Raw genomic sequence first — 16,213 nt, 5'->3', positions numbered from 1 at the left:
GTCAGAACCCGGCGACTATGCCGCAAAGACTTTGTGACTGTCCAGTTCTATGCAATAGCCAGCACGATGGCCGATGTTTGCGCGAAATTTGTGACCGGGTGGTTAGATCCGGTCATTTACGGTGACGGGGCGGGCCTCTTCGCGAGCAGGCTCGCTCCCACATTGAAATATGTACCCCTGTGGGAGCGAGCCTGCTCGCGAAGGCGGTCTATCAGACGCGAAATGTCTGAACAGCGGTATGCAGTTGTCCGCCCAATACCAGCAAGTTCTCGCCCTGTTCGCGCCCACGACCGATGCGGACCAGGTTATCCCCACCCAATTGGTGAATCCGCTCACTGTGATCGCGAATCTCACTGACCGCGCCGCTCTGCTGTGCGGTGATATCGGCGATGCGGATCGCTGTCTCGGAAATGGTCTGGATCGCGCCGACGATTTTGTCCAGCGCACCGTCCGCCGCTTGTGCCTGATTGGCCGTGGCTTCGGCGTGTTCGACCTGCGCGCGCATGCCCTCGACCGATTGCCGCGCCGCCGTTTGCAGGCCGGCAATCAAGGTTTGAATCTCGGCGGTTGCCCCGGCGGTACGCTGCGCCAGCGAGCGAACTTCCTCGGCCACCACGGCAAAACCACGACCCATTTCCCCCGCGCGCGCGGCTTCAATCGCCGCGTTCAATGCCAGCAGGTTGGTCTGGTCGGCAATCGAGCGAATCACCGTCAGCACGCCGCCGATGGTCGCCGACTCTTCGGCCAGATGTTCGATCATTTGCGCGTTGCCCTGCACTTCGCCGACCAAGGCGTGCAGGCCGGTAAGGCTCTGGCCAATGACGCTCTGACCGTGTTCGACGGCCAGCCCGGCATGACGGCTGGCATCGGCAGCCTGTCGCGCATCGCCGGCAACTTGCTGAATAGTTGCCTCCAGTTCGCCGAGGGAATCGCGAATCAAAGCGGTATCACCCGCCTGATGCTCGGCGCCGCTGTGCAAGTCGTTGCTCAATTCGGCCAGGGTACGGCTACTGCCGGCTACTTGCTCGGCATTACCGCGAATGGTGCCGACCAAGTCCACCAGATAAGCGCGCAAGCGATTGAGCGAAGCCTCGATGTCATGCAATTCGCGGTTGGTCTTGCCCAGTTGAATGTCACGGCTGAAATCGCCTTCGGCCCAGGTCGACAACGCCGGAGCAAGATTGGTCAGGGTGCGGGCCAGACGGCGCTGCAAGGTATCGATCAGTAGCGCGATCAGCAGAATCAGGCCAATCATCACGCCTTGCATCAGCCGCACTTCGCTCTGGATCTGCCCGTGCTGCGCGCGCACCACCGGTTCCAGGCCTGCGATGGCTTGCTGCACGGCGGCGATTTTCAGGTGAGTGGCGGTGCTCAGATCGGTGCGCTTCTGGATTTGCTCGCGGGTGCGTTGCAGTTCCGCCGGATAACGGCCGAGCAAGCTGTTGAGTTCGCGCTTGAGGCCGACACCGGCATCTTCGGCGACGGCTTTTTCAGTGCTCTCGATGCCCATCATTGCGGCGAAATCATCGTTGCTTGATGCATTGCTGGCGACCACTCCGAGAAGGGGCAGGGCATCGATCAGCTGCGCCTGAGCGCGGATGTTGTCGACTTCGCGCTCGACGTCGGCGGCCAGTTCGCTGCGGCCGCTGCTGACCAGTTTGTCGCGTGCCAGCGACAGTTTGCCCAGGTGCTGCGAGGCAGTGAGCAGTGGCGCGAGCCATGTTGCGTTGCCATTGGCGTAGGTGCTGAGTTGCTCCAGGCTGGCGCTGAGTTCGCGCTCAGCCTGCAACAGCAACGCCTGCGGATCACCGGCCAGCTTGCCGGCGGCGAGCAAGTCGGTTTTGCTGAATTCTTCAAGCCCTGAAAGGCTCGGGCGCAAGGTCTCGGCCAGCGCGGGCGGCAGTTCGCCGAGTTCGTTCTGCAAACCGGCGATGGCCTGACTGGCACTGCTCAGGCGCAGGGCATCGCCACTGGCGAGGTAGTCCTCGACGTTACGCGCCACCTCGTTCTGAAATTGCTGCGACAGCCCCAGATAACGCTCCATCAGCAGATACGGGCGTTCGAGGGCTTTTTGCGACCACCACAGCGTGGCACCCAGGGCCACGCACACGGCGACCAGCAGCAAAGTATTGAGATTGGTGAGCAACTTCAGGCGCATGACGGCTACCAACGGCAGAAATGGTAAGCGCCTGAATTTATTGCGGTTCTGTTACAGGGTTATGACCGAATCGGTGGATTCTGATGAAAAAGTGGCACTTTGCTTTGAGTCCCGTGCGGTCTGCACCCGATTGCGTCCGGCACCCTTGGCGCGGTACAGCGCCTCGTCGGCCTGGCTGGCCATCATCAGGCTGTCGCAGTCGTCGTGCATCTCCACCACACCGGCGCTGAAGGTGCACCATAAATCCTGCGGCTGCGCCGGGTAATGGATTTCGGCGAAGCGCTGGCGGATCTCGTCGAGTACTTTATGCGCGGCTTCTATATCGGTATCCGGCATGACGATGGCGAACTCTTCGCCGCCATATCGACCAATGAAATCGGTCTTGCGCAAACGCTGCTTGAGAAACAGCGCGAGGCTCTTGATCACGCGGTCGCCCATCGGGTGGCCGTGGCTGTCGTTGACCCGTTTGAAGTGGTCGATGTCGAGCATGGCAAAGCTCAGCGGCTTGTTCTCGCGGCGGGCACGGAATGAGCAGTCTTCGAGCAATTGCAGGATGTGCGTGTGGTTGTACAAACCGGTGAGGCTGTCGCGCACCATGCGTGCCTTCAGGTTACGCGCACGGGCGGCGCGGTTGCGCACCGTTGTAATCAGATGCCGTGGCTTGATCGGCTTGGTCAGGAAGTCATCGCCGCCCTCGCTCATGGCGTCGAGCTGTTTATCCAGATCGTCCTCGGCCGACAGGTAAATGATCGGCACGCTGACATAGCGGTCGTTGTGGCGGATCACCTTGGCCAGTTCGGTGCCGGTGCAGGCTGGCATGTACATGTCGAGGATGATCAGATCCGGCTGGAAGTCCGCCAGCTCGGCCATCGCCTGAATTGGTTCGATCAGGGTGCGGGTGACGATTCCGGCGCTGTTGAGCAGGCGTTCAGTGTGCAAGGCCTGGGCGCGGGAATCATCGATGATCAGCACTTTATACGGTTCGTACTGGGCGACGCAGGTCAGGACTTCGATCTTCTCCAGCAGGCTCGACGCTTCGAGGGTGCCGGTGAGGAATTCCTGGCTACCGGCGCGCACCGCGGCGAGACGCGTCGGCGTGTCGGTTTCGTGCAGGCTGAAAAACAGCAGCGGCAGCGGCTCTTCCAGACCGACCTGAGCTTCGGCGGCGAGTTTCAGGCCGACGCCGGCACCGCTGAAATCCACGTCCATGACGATGGCGGCGGGCAGGCGCTCGACCATCGACGAGCGAAACGCCGCCACGCTGTCCAGCGCCTGGGCACTCAGGCCGAAGAATTCCAGTTGCTTGGCCAGGCGCTCGGCGCGGTCGTGGTCCTGCAACATCACGTAGATCGGTTTGCGCAGTGGCGGCAGGAAGGTCTGGTCGAGTTGGTCGCCATGGCGCAGGCCGGTGCGCGACAAGCGCTGCATCAAGCGGTTGAGGTCGGTGATCAGACCGCTACTGAGGCGTCCGCGATTGGCGTCCACGGCTTCCAGTGACTGACTGATATGGCGTGCGAGATACGTGTGTTCGGGCTGTTCGAAACGCTCGGCAAAACGCAGCAGGCGCAGGTTGGCCTCGCTTAATTCGGCGAGGTCGACGGTGGACCATTCACTGCGTTGCAGGCGCTGCCATATCTCAAGAATCTGACGTGCCTGATGAATTACCCGCTGGGCAAAGTGGTGCTTGAGACGCTCACGGCTGGGGTCTTCTGGCTCGGTCATATCCTGACTACTAGTTAGGCTGCATGCTGAGATCGACTGGTGGCTCTATGCTAGCACCTCTTTTCCCTTAGACGAGTGTCGCGCGTCAATAATCTGCAATGCGTCACCATTCAGTTTCTGACCGAATGGTTTTGTTTATGGCCTGTTCGTCGGTCAAGTGCCTGTGTGCAGGGGCTTTATCGGGAGGCTGAGTGAGTTTTGGTGAGTTTTTTGCGTCGTGCGCTCAAGCGTAGTGAATCCGCTTTGCGATGGCTTTCCACATCCTGAGCCTGCAGTTCAGGGAAGGTGGTATCGGGGATTCCCTTAGTTCTGACAGATGCGACATCTGCCCGCGCGATTTGCGGCTTATCTATACTCGCGGGTGCCCGGCCTCGGCACGTTGTTGTATGGTTGTGGTCGAACCGTTGAACCCAAGTGATTGAAAGGATATCGCCATGCTGGACTGGAAAAACCGCGCGGGCAGCGCGCCTGAACGTGCCGCCGAGCCCAAGTCGGCCACCCGCAGCTACGTCGGCGGGCTGCTGTTCAGCCGGGCGCTGGCCACGCTCATAGGTATTTATCTGCTGGTGACCATCGGCCTGGGCTGGTACTGGAGCCAGGAACCGGCGCTGTTTCCGGTGGCGCAAAACGCCCAGGCGGCCGCCGAAAAAGAAGGTAAACAAATGGTGCTCGGTTACACCACGGTCGAAACCCTGAAAACCGTCGCCGGCACCCTGCTCGACAAGCCGGGCGGCTATATTTCCAACGACCGTTTCCCGCCGGGCTTGTGGATGGACAACACGCCGAGCTGGGAATACGGCGTGCTGGTGCAGGTTCGCGACCTGACCCGTGCCTTGCGCAAAGACTTCGCCCGCTCGCAATCGCAGTCGGCGGAAGACGCCGATCTGGCCAAGGCCGAGCCGCGTTTCAACTTCGACAACAAGAGCTGGATCCTGCCGTCCAGCGAGTCGGAATATCAGGAAGGCATCAATTCCCTGAGCCGCTACCAGGCGCGCCTGTCTGATCCAGCGCAGAAAAACGCGCTGTTCTACGCCCGCGCCGACAATCTGAACAACTGGCTGGGCGATGTCGGCACCCGTCTGGGTTCGTTGTCGCAACGGCTGTCGGCCAGCGTCGGCCGCGTCAAGCTCAACACCGCGCTGAAAACCGAAGTTCCAGCGGTGGGCGAAGTGCCGCAGGTTGACGAAGAAGTCGTCGAAACCCCGTGGATGCAAATCGACAACGTGTTCTACGAAGCACGCGGCCAGGCATGGGCACTGTCGCACTTGCTGCGCGCCATCGAAGTTGACTTCGCTGACGTGTTGGCGAAGAAGAACGCCACCGTCAGCGTGCGTCAGATCATTCGTGAGCTGGAAGCTTCGCAAGAGCCGGTCTGGAGCCCGATGATTCTCAACGGCAGCGGTTTCGGTGTGCTCGCCAACCACTCGCTGGTGATGGCCAACTATATTTCCCGGGCCAACGCCGCCGTCATCGACTTGCGTCAATTGCTCAATCAGGGCTGATTAATGAGCCACAACGCCAAAGAGGCAGCGCATCGCGCCGCCTCGGATGCCGAACAGATCGCCTGGGTCGACGAGCAGGACAACCTGCTCGGTGCTCTGGTGCGCGCTGATTTGCGCGAACGCGGGCTGATTGGTCGCGGCACTTACATCATGCTGTTCAACTCCGCCGGTGAGCTTTGCGTGCATCGGCGCACCTTGAGCAAGGCGATCTACCCGGGTTACTGGGACGTGGCGGCGGGCGGTATGGTGCAGGCCGACGAAACCTATGCCGAGTCGGCAGCCCGTGAGCTGGAGGAGGAATTGGGCGTCAGCGGCGTTGAGCTCACCGCTCACGACCATTTCTATTTTGAGGACACCGGCAATCGCCTGTGGTGCTCAGCGTTTTCTGCGGTGTGGGATGGCCCGCTGAAACTGCAGCCGGAAGAAGTGCTCGAAGCGCGCTTTATCCCGGTCGAGCAGGTCATGCGGGAAATCGAGCGAAAGCCTTATTGCCCGGACTCTCTGGCGGCATTGAAGCGCTATCTCAAGGCTCAGCAAAGCGACGTCGCAAAGAACACATAAATTGGCGCCGATTGGCACTTAGCAATTGGGTTTTTTGCCGTTACACTGCGCGACCTTTTCAAGCTGCACTGGCCTGCTTTTGTTGAAGCGTCGGTGCAGTAGCGCTGCCCCTGCCTGAGTGGGGCTTCGCGGTCGATGACCTTGCCCAAGGTCGCGATCAGTCTTTGTCCTCCCAAGAGGATTGCCGGTGGCCAAAAAAGCCGCATCCTTCGCCGCCCTGGGCGGTCTGGTATTTTCCACCGACGCAGGTCGTCATTGCCCGGAATGCAGTAAGCCGGTGGACGCCTGTATCTGCAAACAAACCGTGATCCCGGCCGGGGACGGCATTGCCCGCGTGCGTCGCGAAAGCAAGGGCCGTGGCGGCAAGACGGTGACGACCATCACCGGCGTGCCGCTGGCCGAAGACGCACTCAAGGAGCTGGCGACGACGTTGAAGAAACGTTGCGGCACCGGCGGGGCGTTGAAAGACGGGATCATCGAAATCCAGGGCGATCATGTCGAGCTACTCTTGGCTGAACTGATCAAGCACGGTTTCAAAGCGAAGAAGTCCGGCGGCTAGCAGCCTCTGTGAAAACCACCTGCGGCTTGATCCGGTTCTGAATGTCTTCGGGTCCGGCGTCGTCTCCATGGTTTTCACAGAGCCTGTTCATGACCGGTTTCTAAACTCCACGCGGTCAGCGCGGTCTACCGCCGCGCTGACGAACCGTCATTTTCATTCTTTAGACTGCGCCAGCCTGCATTTCAGGTAACGCACTATGACTTCTTTATAGGGGACTTCGATGTCCGTACGACGCACACGTAAAGACGATGGCAGCCAATGGACAGTTGCGGACAGCCGCAGTGTTTACGGGATTCGCCATTGGGGGGCCGGGTATTTCGCGATCAATGAAGCCGGTCGCGTCGAAGTTCGTCCGAACGGCCCGAGCAGCTCGCCTATCGACCTGTTCGAGCAAGTCGACCAACTGCGCAAAAGCGGTTTGTCCTTGCCGTTGCTGGTTCGCTTCCCCGACATCCTGCAAGACCGTGTTCGCCAGTTGACCGGCGCTTTCGATTCGAACATCGAGCGTCTGGAATACCAGAGCAAGTACACCGCGCTGTACCCGATCAAGGTTAACCAGCAAGAAGCGGTGATCGAGAACATCATCGCCACCCAGGACGTCTCCATCGGTCTGGAAGCCGGCTCCAAGCCTGAGCTGCTGGCGGTGCTGGCGCTGGCGCCGAAGGGCGGCACCATCGTCTGCAACGGTTACAAGGACCGCGAGTTCATCCGTCTGGCGCTGATGGGCCAGAAGCTCGGCCACAACGTGTTCATCGTGATCGAGAAAGAATCCGAAGTCGGTCTGGTGATCGAAGAAGCCGCCTCGCTGAAGGTCAAGCCACAAGTCGGCCTGCGCGTACGTCTGTCGTCGCTGGCGTCGTCGAAGTGGGCGGACACCGGTGGTGAAAAGTCCAAGTTCGGTCTGTCGGCGGCGCAACTGCTGTCGGTGGTCGAGCGCTTCCGCGCCGCCGGTCTGGATCAGGGCATTCGCCTGCTGCACTTCCACATGGGTTCGCAGATCGCCAACCTTGCCGACTATCAGCACGGCTTCAAGGAAGCGATCCGTTACTACGGCGAGTTGCGCAACCTCGGTCTGCCGGTCGATCACATTGACGTTGGCGGTGGTTTGGGCGTCGACTACGATGGCACCCACTCGCGCAACGCCAGTTCGATCAACTACGACATGGACGATTACGCCGGTGTCGTGGTCGGCATGCTCAAGGAATTCTGCGACGCGCAGAGCCTGCCGCACCCGCACATCTTCTCCGAGAGCGGCCGCTCGCTGACCGCGCACCACGCCATGCTGGTGGTGCAGGTGACCGACGTCGAGAAACACAACGACGAAATCCCGCTGATCGAAAACAAGGAAAACCTGCCGGAAACCGTGCAGTGGCTGGTTGACCTGCTCGGCCCGACCGACATTGAAATGGTCACCGAAACCTACTGGCGCGCCACCCACTACATGAGCGACGTGGCCGCACAGTACGCCGACGGCAAACTCACTCTGGCGGAAAAAGCCCTGGCCGAGCAGTGCTACTTCGCTGTCTGCCGTCGCCTGCACAACTCGCTTAAGGCGCGCCAGCGTTCGCACCGTCAGGTGCTCGACGAACTCAACGACAAGCTGGCCGACAAGTACATCTGTAATTTCTCGGTATTCCAGAGCCTGCCGGACACCTGGGCGATCGATCAGGTGCTGCCGATCATCCCGCTGCACCGTCTCGACGAAGAGCCGCTGCGCCGCGCGGTACTGCAAGACCTGACCTGCGACTCCGACGGCAAGATCAACCAGTACGTCGACGAGCAGAGCATCGAGACCAGCCTGCCGGTACATGGTCTGAACGAAGGTGAAGACTACCTGCTGGGCGTGTTCCTGGTCGGCGCCTATCAGGAAATTCTCGGCGACATGCACAACCTGTTCGGTGACACCGACTCGGTGAACATCTATCAGAACGCCGATGGCAGCGTGTATCACGCCGGCATCGAAACCCACGACACCATCGAAGACATGCTGCGTTACGTGCACTTGTCGCCGGAAGAACTGATGACTCACTACCGCGACAAGTGCGCCAGTGCCCGCATCAGTGCCAGCGAGCGCACGCAGTTCCTCGATGCCTTGCGCCTGGGCTTGACCCGCTCCTCCTACCTGTCTTCCTGAGACCCGGTAACGATCCCGCCGGGTTGTCTGAATTTTTTCCACAAGCTGTGGGAAATTCGGATGACCCGGTAGGGCATCTCCTAAACTTTCCGCGAATAGATCGTCTATCCAAGCCAGAAAAGTCATCCGGTCTGCTTTTCGCGTAGGTCATTTCCTAAGTTGTACTTCGGCACTCTACTCGGCCATGGCTCTCGGCGAGAATCCCCGGCCGCCCCTCCTGTAGAGATCCGCCCATGTTCGATCCAGCCAACGAGCCGTCGTTTCGTCTCGATGTAGCGGGCCTGTCCGACCCCTTCGAAGTCCTCGCTTTTACCGGTAACGAGGCGCTCAGCGAGCCCTTTGCATTCGAGATCGATGTGCTGATCGACGATGCGCAACTGGACCTTGGCGGTTTACTGCACCGTTCGGCGCTCCTCTGTTTCGGCGCGACGCAAGAAGGTGTGCACGGGCAGTTGCAGAGCCTGGTCCAGCATGAGCACGGCAATGGCTCGCGGTTATGCCGGGTGCGGCTCGAGCCAAAATTGAGTCGTCTGGCGCTGCGTTTCAACCAACGAATTTTCAGTGGCCGTTCGGTGCCGCAGATTCTCGATCAGGTGCTCAAGGAACACGGAATCGTCGCTGCCCAGCGGCGTTTCGAATGGAGCAGGGAGCATCCGCCCCAGACGTTTTGCACGCAGTATCACGAATCGGATCTGCAACTGCTCCAGCGTTTGTGCGCGAAGGCGCAGGTCCACTATTACTTCGAGCACCGGCGTGACGGACATTGCCTGGTGTTCGGCGATGATCCGGCGCAGTTGCCAAGAATCGGCACAGCGGCGTTTGCCCGTGACGGTGACGATGTGCCGGGTGTTCGCCAATGGCAGATACAAGACACGCAACCAGCCTTTGCCAGCCACTCGCAACCGATGCGCACGGCCGAAGGCCATACCGATCTGCCGCAACTGGGCAGCGGGCAGTGGCTCGCGTTGACCGGCCATCCGTTTGCCGAGTGCAATCGCCAGTGGTTGCTGGCCCGCGTCGAGCATCATGCCGACGCACTGCAGGAACCTGCCTACAGCAACCGGATCTTTGCGCTGGAACAAGGGTTACCGGCAGCAACGGCGGTCGCCCCTCGGAGGCGGCGCATGAATGGCTTGCAACGGGCCTGGGTGGTGGCGGTCGACGAGCCGCGTCCTGATCGACAGCGGCCCGTGGCAGTGCAGTTCGACTGGTTGTATCAGGGCGAAGGCGCGGCCCCCAGCCATTGCTGGTTACCCCTGGCGCCGACGCTAGCCGAAGCACCATTGGCGGCTCTGGCTGAAGGCGTTGAAGTCGTGGTGAGTTTTTTTGAAGGTGATCCGGATCAACCAATGATCAGTGGTGTGTTGCAGGTACCGGCGGCGCAAGATCAGGATGAGTCGTCGGGGCTGCCGCAAGCACTCGTCGACGAAGGTTTGCAGCGTTTGTTGCGGTCGGCCGAACCCTTGCTGTTGTTGTGCCTGATTCCGGGGGGTGGCAGTTTTACCCATTGTGCGCAGTCGGTATGCACCTGCCGGCTGATTACCGCCCTTGAACGGAGCGGGGCAAGATGAGCGACCTGGCGCTCGAACCCATTGTGCAGTGGCTGTTACTCGATAGCGTGGATGCCCCACAAGCGTTGCAGACGCTGCGTCAGGGCTTCGCGACCGTGCGCTGTTACTGGCTGTTTGACGACACCGAGTTTGCCTCGGTGCGTGAACAGGGGCCGGTGTTGATCGAGCTTGAAAATTGCCCCGCGTTGTCCGCGTTGTGCCATCGCGATCCACAGACCTGGCGTGGCCTGATGCTTGAAAGCGCCGCGCCCGCCGATGCCTTGCTTGGCCATTTGCGACGCATGCTCACCGTATCTTTCGGCCTGAGCCAGCGCGCGTTGCTGGGCTTCTATAATCGGCAGACGGCCAGCTATTTCTTTGATGCCTGCGATGTTCGGGAACTGAGCCGCTGGCTCGGGCCAATTCAGCAACTGCGTTGGTTCGGCGGAACCTGGGCAGACCGGGCGATCGGGTGTGAGGGCTGGCAACAGTTGCGCAATCCGCGCTTGGCGGTCCAGCCGCTGGGGGTCGAAGAAACCCTAAGCCGCCGTCAGCGTGAGCGTCTGCAAACCTGTCTGCTGGAACAGCACATCTGGCGCTGGTGCCAATCGATGGGAGTCACTTACCCCTTGATGTGGTCCCATGCCCAACAAGGTCTGGCGCTGGGTTTCAGCGATCGGACGATGCTCGACAGCTGGTTGTGGCTACGCTTGCAGCATCCGCACGAGGTTCTGCTGCCGCTGCCGGCGGGGCTGACTCAGCAGGAGGGCATCGAGTATTTGCGGCAGCGCTGGCAGAACGACCAACCCTGAGGTTCAGCAGCTATGGCAGGTTCTTTGCGGCAACGGTTCGGTACAGTGATTGGCGGGCTGGTGCTGCTGTTACTCAGCGCCTGTTCGCCGGTGAAGGTGCTCAATGCCCTGACACCTGGCGACACGTTCGAGCGCAAGGCGGGCATCGCTTATGGCGCCGATCCCCGGCAGCAGCTCGACGTGTATATACCCAATCAGCCGTTGCCCGATGCGCCTGTCGTAGTGTTTTTCTATGGTGGCAGCTGGAACAGCGGCGCGCGGCAGGATTACCTGTTTGTTGGCGAGGCACTGGCGTCGCGCGGCATTGTTGCGGTGGTGGCGGATTATCGGCTGTATCCGCAGGTGCGTTATCCACTGTTTTTGCAAGACGGCGCGCAAGCCGTGGCGTGGACCAGGGCGCACATCCGCGAGTTTGGCGGCAACCCGAAACGGCTGTATCTGATGGGCCATAGTTCTGGCGCGTACAACGCCGCGATGCTGGCGCTTGACCCGCAGTGGCTGGGCGAGCAGGGCATGTCGCGCAAAGATCTTGGCGGCTGGATCGGTCTGGCAGGGCCTTATGATTTTCTGCCGATCAAGAACCCTGAAGTGCGTCCGGTGTTTTTCTGGCCGGACTCGCCGCCGCAATCGCAGCCGATCAACCATGTCAGTCGCGGGGCGCCACCAGCGTTGCTGATTGCGGCGAACAAGGATGATCTGGTCAACCCGACACGCAACACCGGCGGCCTCGCACGCAAACTGCGCGCCGTCGGGGTGCCGGTGCAGGATCTCTACTATTCGCGGCCCAGTCACATCACCTTGGTCGCGACGTTATCGCGGCCACTGCGGCGACTGGCGCCAGTGCTCGATCAAGTGGTCGGCTTCATTGAACACACGCCGATTCAGTGAGCATCGCCGTCGAACCAGCCGTCGTTGCGCTTGAGCCACCAGGCTTGCGCACCGAGGGTCAGGCTGCGCAGCACCATGAACAGCAGGAACGTTATCCACAGACCGTGATTGCCCAAATTTTGCAGTGCCCAGGCGAACGGCACCAGCATAACCACGGTGAGCAGCATGCCATTGCGCATTTCCCGCGCCCGGGTGGCGCCAATGAACAGGCCGTCGAGCAGATAGCTCCAGACCGCAATCAACGGCAGCACGGCGAGGTAAGGCAGATAGACGAACGCGGTGTCGCGCACGCTCTGGATGTTGGTCTGCATCTCGATGAACAAATGCCCGGCCAGCAGAAACAACAGGGCAAAGCCAAGGCTGGCGATCAGTGACCAGCCACCGGCAACGACCAATGAGCGGCGCAAGGCCAGGCGATCACGGGCGCCGATGGCATGCCCGCACAAGGCCTCGACGGCATGGGCCAGACCGTCGAGGGCATGGGCTGTCAGCAGCAAGCCGTTGAGCAGCAGCGCATTGGCGGCGACCGTCGCATCACCCAGTCGCGCACCTTGCACCGTGATCAGGAAAAATACCGATTGCAGCGCCAGGCTGCGGATGAAAATGTCGCGGTTGACCGCCAGCAGCGGGTGCCAGCTCTGCCACACTTTTAGCGCCGCCCAAACGATGTGTCCCGGATAGGCCCGCAGCGCCTTGCGGGTCAGCAGCAAGCCGAGCAGGGCACCGCTCCATTCGGCAATCACCGAGGCCCTGGCCGAGCCGACCACGCCCCAGTCCAGACCGATGACGAACCACAAATTGAGGGCGATGTTGATCAGGTTGGTGGTCAGCAAAATCGCCAGCGGCGCCCGCGCGTTCTGGGTGCCGAGGAACCAGCCGACCAGCGCATAACTGGCCAGCGCGGCAGGCAGGCCGAACAGTCGGGTGTGGAAGAAGTCGCGAGTCAGCTGATCAAGCTCCGCTGACGGTTGCATGAAGTGCAACGCGACGCCGCTCAGCGGTACACCCAGGGTGCCGAGCACCAGCGCCAGCCCCATCGCCAGCAGCAAGCCCTGAAGCAGAATCTGCCGCAACGCCGCGCCATCGCTGCGCCCGGCAGCCTGCGCAGCAAACCCGGTGGTGCCCATGCGCAGAAAACCCATGGCCCAAGCGAGAACGGTATACAGGCTGGCGCCGACCGCTACCGCGCCCAGTTGATGGGCGTGGGGCAAGTGGCCGATGACAGTGCTGTCGACCAGCGCCACCAGCGGCACGGAAATATTGGAGAGGATCATCGGCGCGGCGAGCGCCCAGACCTTGCGGTGAGTCGGGCGGTCGCGCCAGTCGGCAATCAGGTTGGACATGCGGGCTCCTTGGGGGAGCGGGCATTGTAGCGACTCATCCGGTCCTGAGCAGGATCCGTTGTGGGAGCGAGCCTGCTCGCGAAAGCGTCAAGTCTGTCAAAGCTGTGCTGAATGACACACCGCTTTCGCGAGCAGGCTCGCTCCCACCGGGAGGCCACGGTGTCAGTGAATAATCCAGCTCAACAGCCACAACCCCAGCAACAACCAGATAATCCCGGCAATGATCGACGCATTCATGAATGCGCGTATCGCTGACCACAGCAGCATCAACCCGACAATCAGCGCAATGATGCTGATGATCGAAGTGTCCATGCCCAGCGTCTTGGCCAGTCCGTCGACAAAGTTGCCGCCAGCGTTGCTCAGAATGTTGAACAAACCGCTGAGGCCATCGACGATAAAGCGGATGACCGAGCCGAGTGCCTGGCCGAGCCATTCGAAAAAGCTTTCTACCTGCATGTGTGCATCCCGATGAAAGAGCTGAGCCTTGGGCCACGACGAGGGCGGCCGAGTTCCCTGCAACTATAGATGTTTACACGGATCCTGTGGGAGCAAGCCTGCTCGCGAAGGCGTCGTGTCAGGTAAATCAAAGTTGGATGACCTAACGCTTTCGCGAGCAGGCTCGCTCCCACAAAAGCACCGCATGTTCGCTTGCGTTCAGTCGCCTTCCCCCCGAAGCTATACGCCTTCAGGAGAGCCCGATGAACCTTGTTGAACTGACCGAACGCCTGCACGCCATCCGCGACCGCAATGACTGGCGGCAATTTCACAGCCCGAAAAACCTCGCCATGGCCGCCAGCGTCGAGATGTCCGAACTGGTGGAGATCTTCCAGTGGCTGACCGAAGACCAGTCGCGTCAGTTGCCGGCGGACAAACTCGCCCATGCCGGGCAGGAAGTCGGCGATATCGTCCTGTATCTGTTGCTGCTGTGCAGCGAGTTGGGGCTGGACATGAATGAAGTGGTGCGCAGCAAGCTCGCCGACAGCGAACGGCGGTTCAGCTGATGAGCGACCGTCATTTCGATCAGTTGGCGACCCGTTTCGCCGAAAAAATCTACGGCGGTGCCAAAGGCGCGATTCGCCTTGCGGTGTTGCAGGCTGACCTGGCCGAAGCGCTGCCGGATCGCCCGTTGCGCGTTCTGGACATTGGCGGCGGCCTGGGTCACATGTCGCTGTGGCTGGCCGACCGCGGCCACGAGGTGACCTTTACCGAACCCGCCGAGCCAATGCTTGAAGGCGCGCGCCAGCGTTTCACTGACGCGGGGCAAACCGCGACGTTCATTCAGGCGCCGTGGCAGGAGTTGCTCGGGCAACTTACCGAGCCTTACGATCTGGTGATCTGCCACGCGGTGCTGGAGTGGCTGGGCGAACCCCACGCGATCCTGCCGGTGCTGCATCAACTGACCAAGCCCGGTGGCTGGCTGTCGCTGGCGTTTTACAATCGCGATGCGCTGATCTACCGCAATCTGCTCAAGGGCCATTTCAAGAAAATGCGCAAGAACGTCATGGCCGGCGAAAAGCAGAGCCTGACCCCGCAGCAGCCCCTCGACCCCCGAGAGTTGGCAACGCAACTCGAAGGCTTGTGGCAGGTCGAAAGCCAGAGCGGGGTGCGGGTTTTCCACGACTACATGCCAGTGGAGTTCCAGGCCCGCGCCGAACTGGCGGATTTGCTGGAGATGGAGCTCGCCCACCGTCGCCACCCAAGCTTCGCCGGGCTTGGGCGTTATTTGCACTGGATCTGCCGGCCGATCTGATCGGAGCGCGAAATGAAAGCACAAGCGGGGTTATTGCTGATCTGTCTGGGGTTGGTCGCCTGCCAGGGCAGCAACCCCTACGTGGCGCAGTCACGGCCCTTGCCGCCGGCGCCAGCGCAAGCGGCCAACACCTTTGACCGCAGCGCTTACCCGGCGCCACCGCGCGATTACGGGCGCTACCGCAGTTGGGCCTGGCTCAACGGCCAGCTGCCGCCGGGCACCGCGTGGGCGGATTCGGCGCAGGTGGCCGAGGCGGTGAGCAACGCGCTGGATCAACGCGGCTTGCGTCCGCTGCACGACAACCGCCCGGCTGACCTGTTCGTCACGGCCAACCTGCGTCTGGAAACCCGTTTGCGTCAGGTGCAGGACGATTACGGCTACGGCGGTTACGGTGGCTATGATCGTTATGGGCGCGGTTACGGCATGTACAACACGGTGCCGATCGTTCGCACCTATCAGGAGCAGGTTGTGGTGGTGCGGGTCGATCTGTTCGACGCCGGCACGGGGCAACCGGTGTGGAGTGCCAGCGCTGAGACCGCTGACAAGGGCAGTCAGATCGATCGCACCGATGCGATTCGCGAGGCTGTGGAAAAGGCCATGTCGGCGTATCCTCCGAGTTAGCCGCAGATAATCGAAAGCTCTAGCAGGTTCATGTCTTCAACCGGAGAAAAACCATGTTCCGCCGTCTCGCTTTACTGGCCATGGCCATGCTGCTCAGCGCTTGTGCCGCCAACCGTGTCAATCACGACTTCGACGCCAGCCGCGACTTTGCCGCCTATCGCAACTGGAGCTGGAAAGACCCCGCTCTGCAATATCGTCCCGATGATCCACGGATCAAAAGCGACCTGACCGAACAACGCATCCGTGCGGCCGTGACCGATCAACTCGATCAGCGCGGATTGCGTCCCGCCGCTGCTGGCGCCAAGGGTGACCTGAGTGTGCAGAGCTACCTGATCGTCGAGGATCGTCAGCAACAAGTGACCACCAACTACGGCGGCGGTTGGGGTGGCCCGTGGAACGGCTATTGGGGCGCGCCGATGTACAACGAAACCCGCAACATCACTTACAAGGTCGCGACGATTCAGATCGATCTGCTCGACGGCAAGGACGGCAAACTGGTGTGGCGCGGCAGCGATGAGCAGATGCTCAGTGGCACGCCGAACCCGGCGGATCGCAGCAATGCCATTCGCGAGACGGTGGCGCGCATTCTCGCCAACTATCCACCGCGCTGATT

General features: G+C 61.1%; 15 protein-coding genes. 11 read left to right on the top strand and 4 right to left on the bottom strand.

Annotated features, from left to right (window positions below; translation table 11 throughout):
* Positions 1 to 211: 211 nt before the first annotated feature.
* Together ATI02_RS33275 and gcbA are read right to left on the bottom strand one after the other, a co-directional pair.
* Positions 212 to 1,255 (bottom strand): methyl-accepting chemotaxis protein, encoded by a 1,044-nt coding sequence (locus tag ATI02_RS33275; RefSeq protein ID WP_425273627.1) that lies wholly within the window; start codon positions 1,253 to 1,255, stop codon positions 212 to 214.
* 954 nt (positions 1,256 to 2,209) lie between these two features.
* A complete protein-coding gene (gene gcbA / locus ATI02_RS11980) occupies positions 2,210 to 3,880 on the bottom strand; it encodes a diguanylate cyclase GcbA (RefSeq protein ID WP_100846376.1) in 1,671 nt (556 codons plus the stop codon).
* A gap of 434 nt (positions 3,881 to 4,314) precedes the next feature.
* Here gcbA and ATI02_RS11975 point away from each other — a divergent pair, with 434 nt between their 5' ends.
* The 7 genes from ATI02_RS11975 to ATI02_RS11945 all read left to right on the top strand — a co-directional run bounded on the left by ATI02_RS11975 (position 4,315) and on the right by ATI02_RS11945 (position 11,886).
* Entirely contained in the window at positions 4,315 to 5,382 is a 1,068-nt protein-coding gene (locus ATI02_RS11975) for a DUF2333 family protein (protein WP_095188243.1), read from the top strand.
* A gap of 3 nt (positions 5,383 to 5,385) precedes the next feature.
* Positions 5,386 to 5,943 carry an NUDIX hydrolase gene (locus tag ATI02_RS11970; protein WP_095188241.1) on the top strand — a complete coding sequence of 186 codons (558 nt, stop codon included), beginning with the start codon at positions 5,386 to 5,388 and terminating at the stop codon, positions 5,941 to 5,943.
* Between the two features lie 187 nt (positions 5,944 to 6,130).
* The gene (locus ATI02_RS11965; protein ID WP_007914613.1) at positions 6,131 to 6,502 is read left to right on the top strand and encodes a translation initiation factor Sui1; all 372 of its coding nucleotides are present in this window, start codon (positions 6,131 to 6,133) and stop codon (positions 6,500 to 6,502) included.
* A 220-nt stretch (positions 6,503 to 6,722) separates the two neighbouring features.
* Positions 6,723 to 8,636: an arginine decarboxylase gene (speA, locus tag ATI02_RS11960; RefSeq protein ID WP_095188239.1), complete on the top strand. Its 1,914-nt coding sequence runs from the start codon at positions 6,723 to 6,725 to the stop codon at positions 8,634 to 8,636.
* 233 nt (positions 8,637 to 8,869) lie between these two features.
* Positions 8,870 to 10,207, top strand: a complete 1,338-nt coding sequence (locus tag ATI02_RS11955) for a type VI secretion system Vgr family protein (RefSeq protein WP_100846375.1) — start codon at positions 8,870 to 8,872, stop codon at positions 10,205 to 10,207.
* A complete protein-coding gene (locus ATI02_RS11950) occupies positions 10,204 to 10,998 on the top strand; it encodes a DUF4123 domain-containing protein (RefSeq protein ID WP_100846374.1) in 795 nt (264 codons plus the stop codon). The genes ATI02_RS11955 and ATI02_RS11950 overlap by 4 nt, the downstream gene beginning before the upstream one ends.
* 12 nt (positions 10,999 to 11,010) lie before the next feature.
* A complete protein-coding gene (locus tag ATI02_RS11945; protein WP_100846373.1) occupies positions 11,011 to 11,886 on the top strand; it encodes an alpha/beta hydrolase in 876 nt (291 codons plus the stop codon).
* On the opposite strand, the gene ATI02_RS11940 is transcribed toward ATI02_RS11945, so the two are convergent.
* The gene (locus tag ATI02_RS11940) at positions 11,880 to 13,229 is read right to left on the bottom strand and encodes an MATE family efflux transporter (protein WP_100846372.1); all 1,350 of its coding nucleotides are present in this window, start codon (positions 13,227 to 13,229) and stop codon (positions 11,880 to 11,882) included. The genes ATI02_RS11945 and ATI02_RS11940 overlap by 7 nt on opposite strands.
* A gap of 162 nt (positions 13,230 to 13,391) precedes the next feature.
* The gene (locus ATI02_RS11935) at positions 13,392 to 13,685 is read right to left on the bottom strand and encodes a hypothetical protein (RefSeq protein WP_007914623.1); all 294 of its coding nucleotides are present in this window, start codon (positions 13,683 to 13,685) and stop codon (positions 13,392 to 13,394) included.
* 242 nt (positions 13,686 to 13,927) lie between these two features.
* Here ATI02_RS11935 and ATI02_RS11930 point away from each other — a divergent pair, with 242 nt between their 5' ends.
* From ATI02_RS11930 to ATI02_RS11915, 4 genes are read left to right on the top strand one after another with little or no spacing between them, the layout of a single operon-like run.
* Complete coding sequence (locus tag ATI02_RS11930) at positions 13,928 to 14,230, top strand: MazG-like family protein (protein ID WP_007951009.1); 303 nt, start codon at positions 13,928 to 13,930, stop codon at positions 14,228 to 14,230.
* The gene (locus ATI02_RS11925) at positions 14,230 to 14,979 is read left to right on the top strand and encodes a methyltransferase (RefSeq protein ID WP_100846371.1); all 750 of its coding nucleotides are present in this window, start codon (positions 14,230 to 14,232) and stop codon (positions 14,977 to 14,979) included. The genes ATI02_RS11930 and ATI02_RS11925 overlap by 1 nt, the downstream gene beginning before the upstream one ends.
* Before the next feature lie 12 nt (positions 14,980 to 14,991).
* A complete protein-coding gene (locus ATI02_RS11920; protein WP_100846370.1) occupies positions 14,992 to 15,600 on the top strand; it encodes a DUF4136 domain-containing protein in 609 nt (202 codons plus the stop codon).
* 53 nt (positions 15,601 to 15,653) lie between these two features.
* Positions 15,654 to 16,211: a DUF4136 domain-containing protein gene (locus tag ATI02_RS11915; protein WP_100846369.1), complete on the top strand. Its 558-nt coding sequence runs from the start codon at positions 15,654 to 15,656 to the stop codon at positions 16,209 to 16,211.
* Positions 16,212 to 16,213: the final 2 nt, after the last annotated feature.

The organism is Pseudomonas baetica, from assembly GCF_002813455.1.
GTDB classification, from domain to species: Bacteria; Pseudomonadota; Gammaproteobacteria; order Pseudomonadales; family Pseudomonadaceae; genus Aquipseudomonas; species Aquipseudomonas baetica.
The sequence above is the reverse complement of the archived record's forward strand: the minus strand, read 5'-3'. Positions and strand labels throughout refer to the sequence as shown.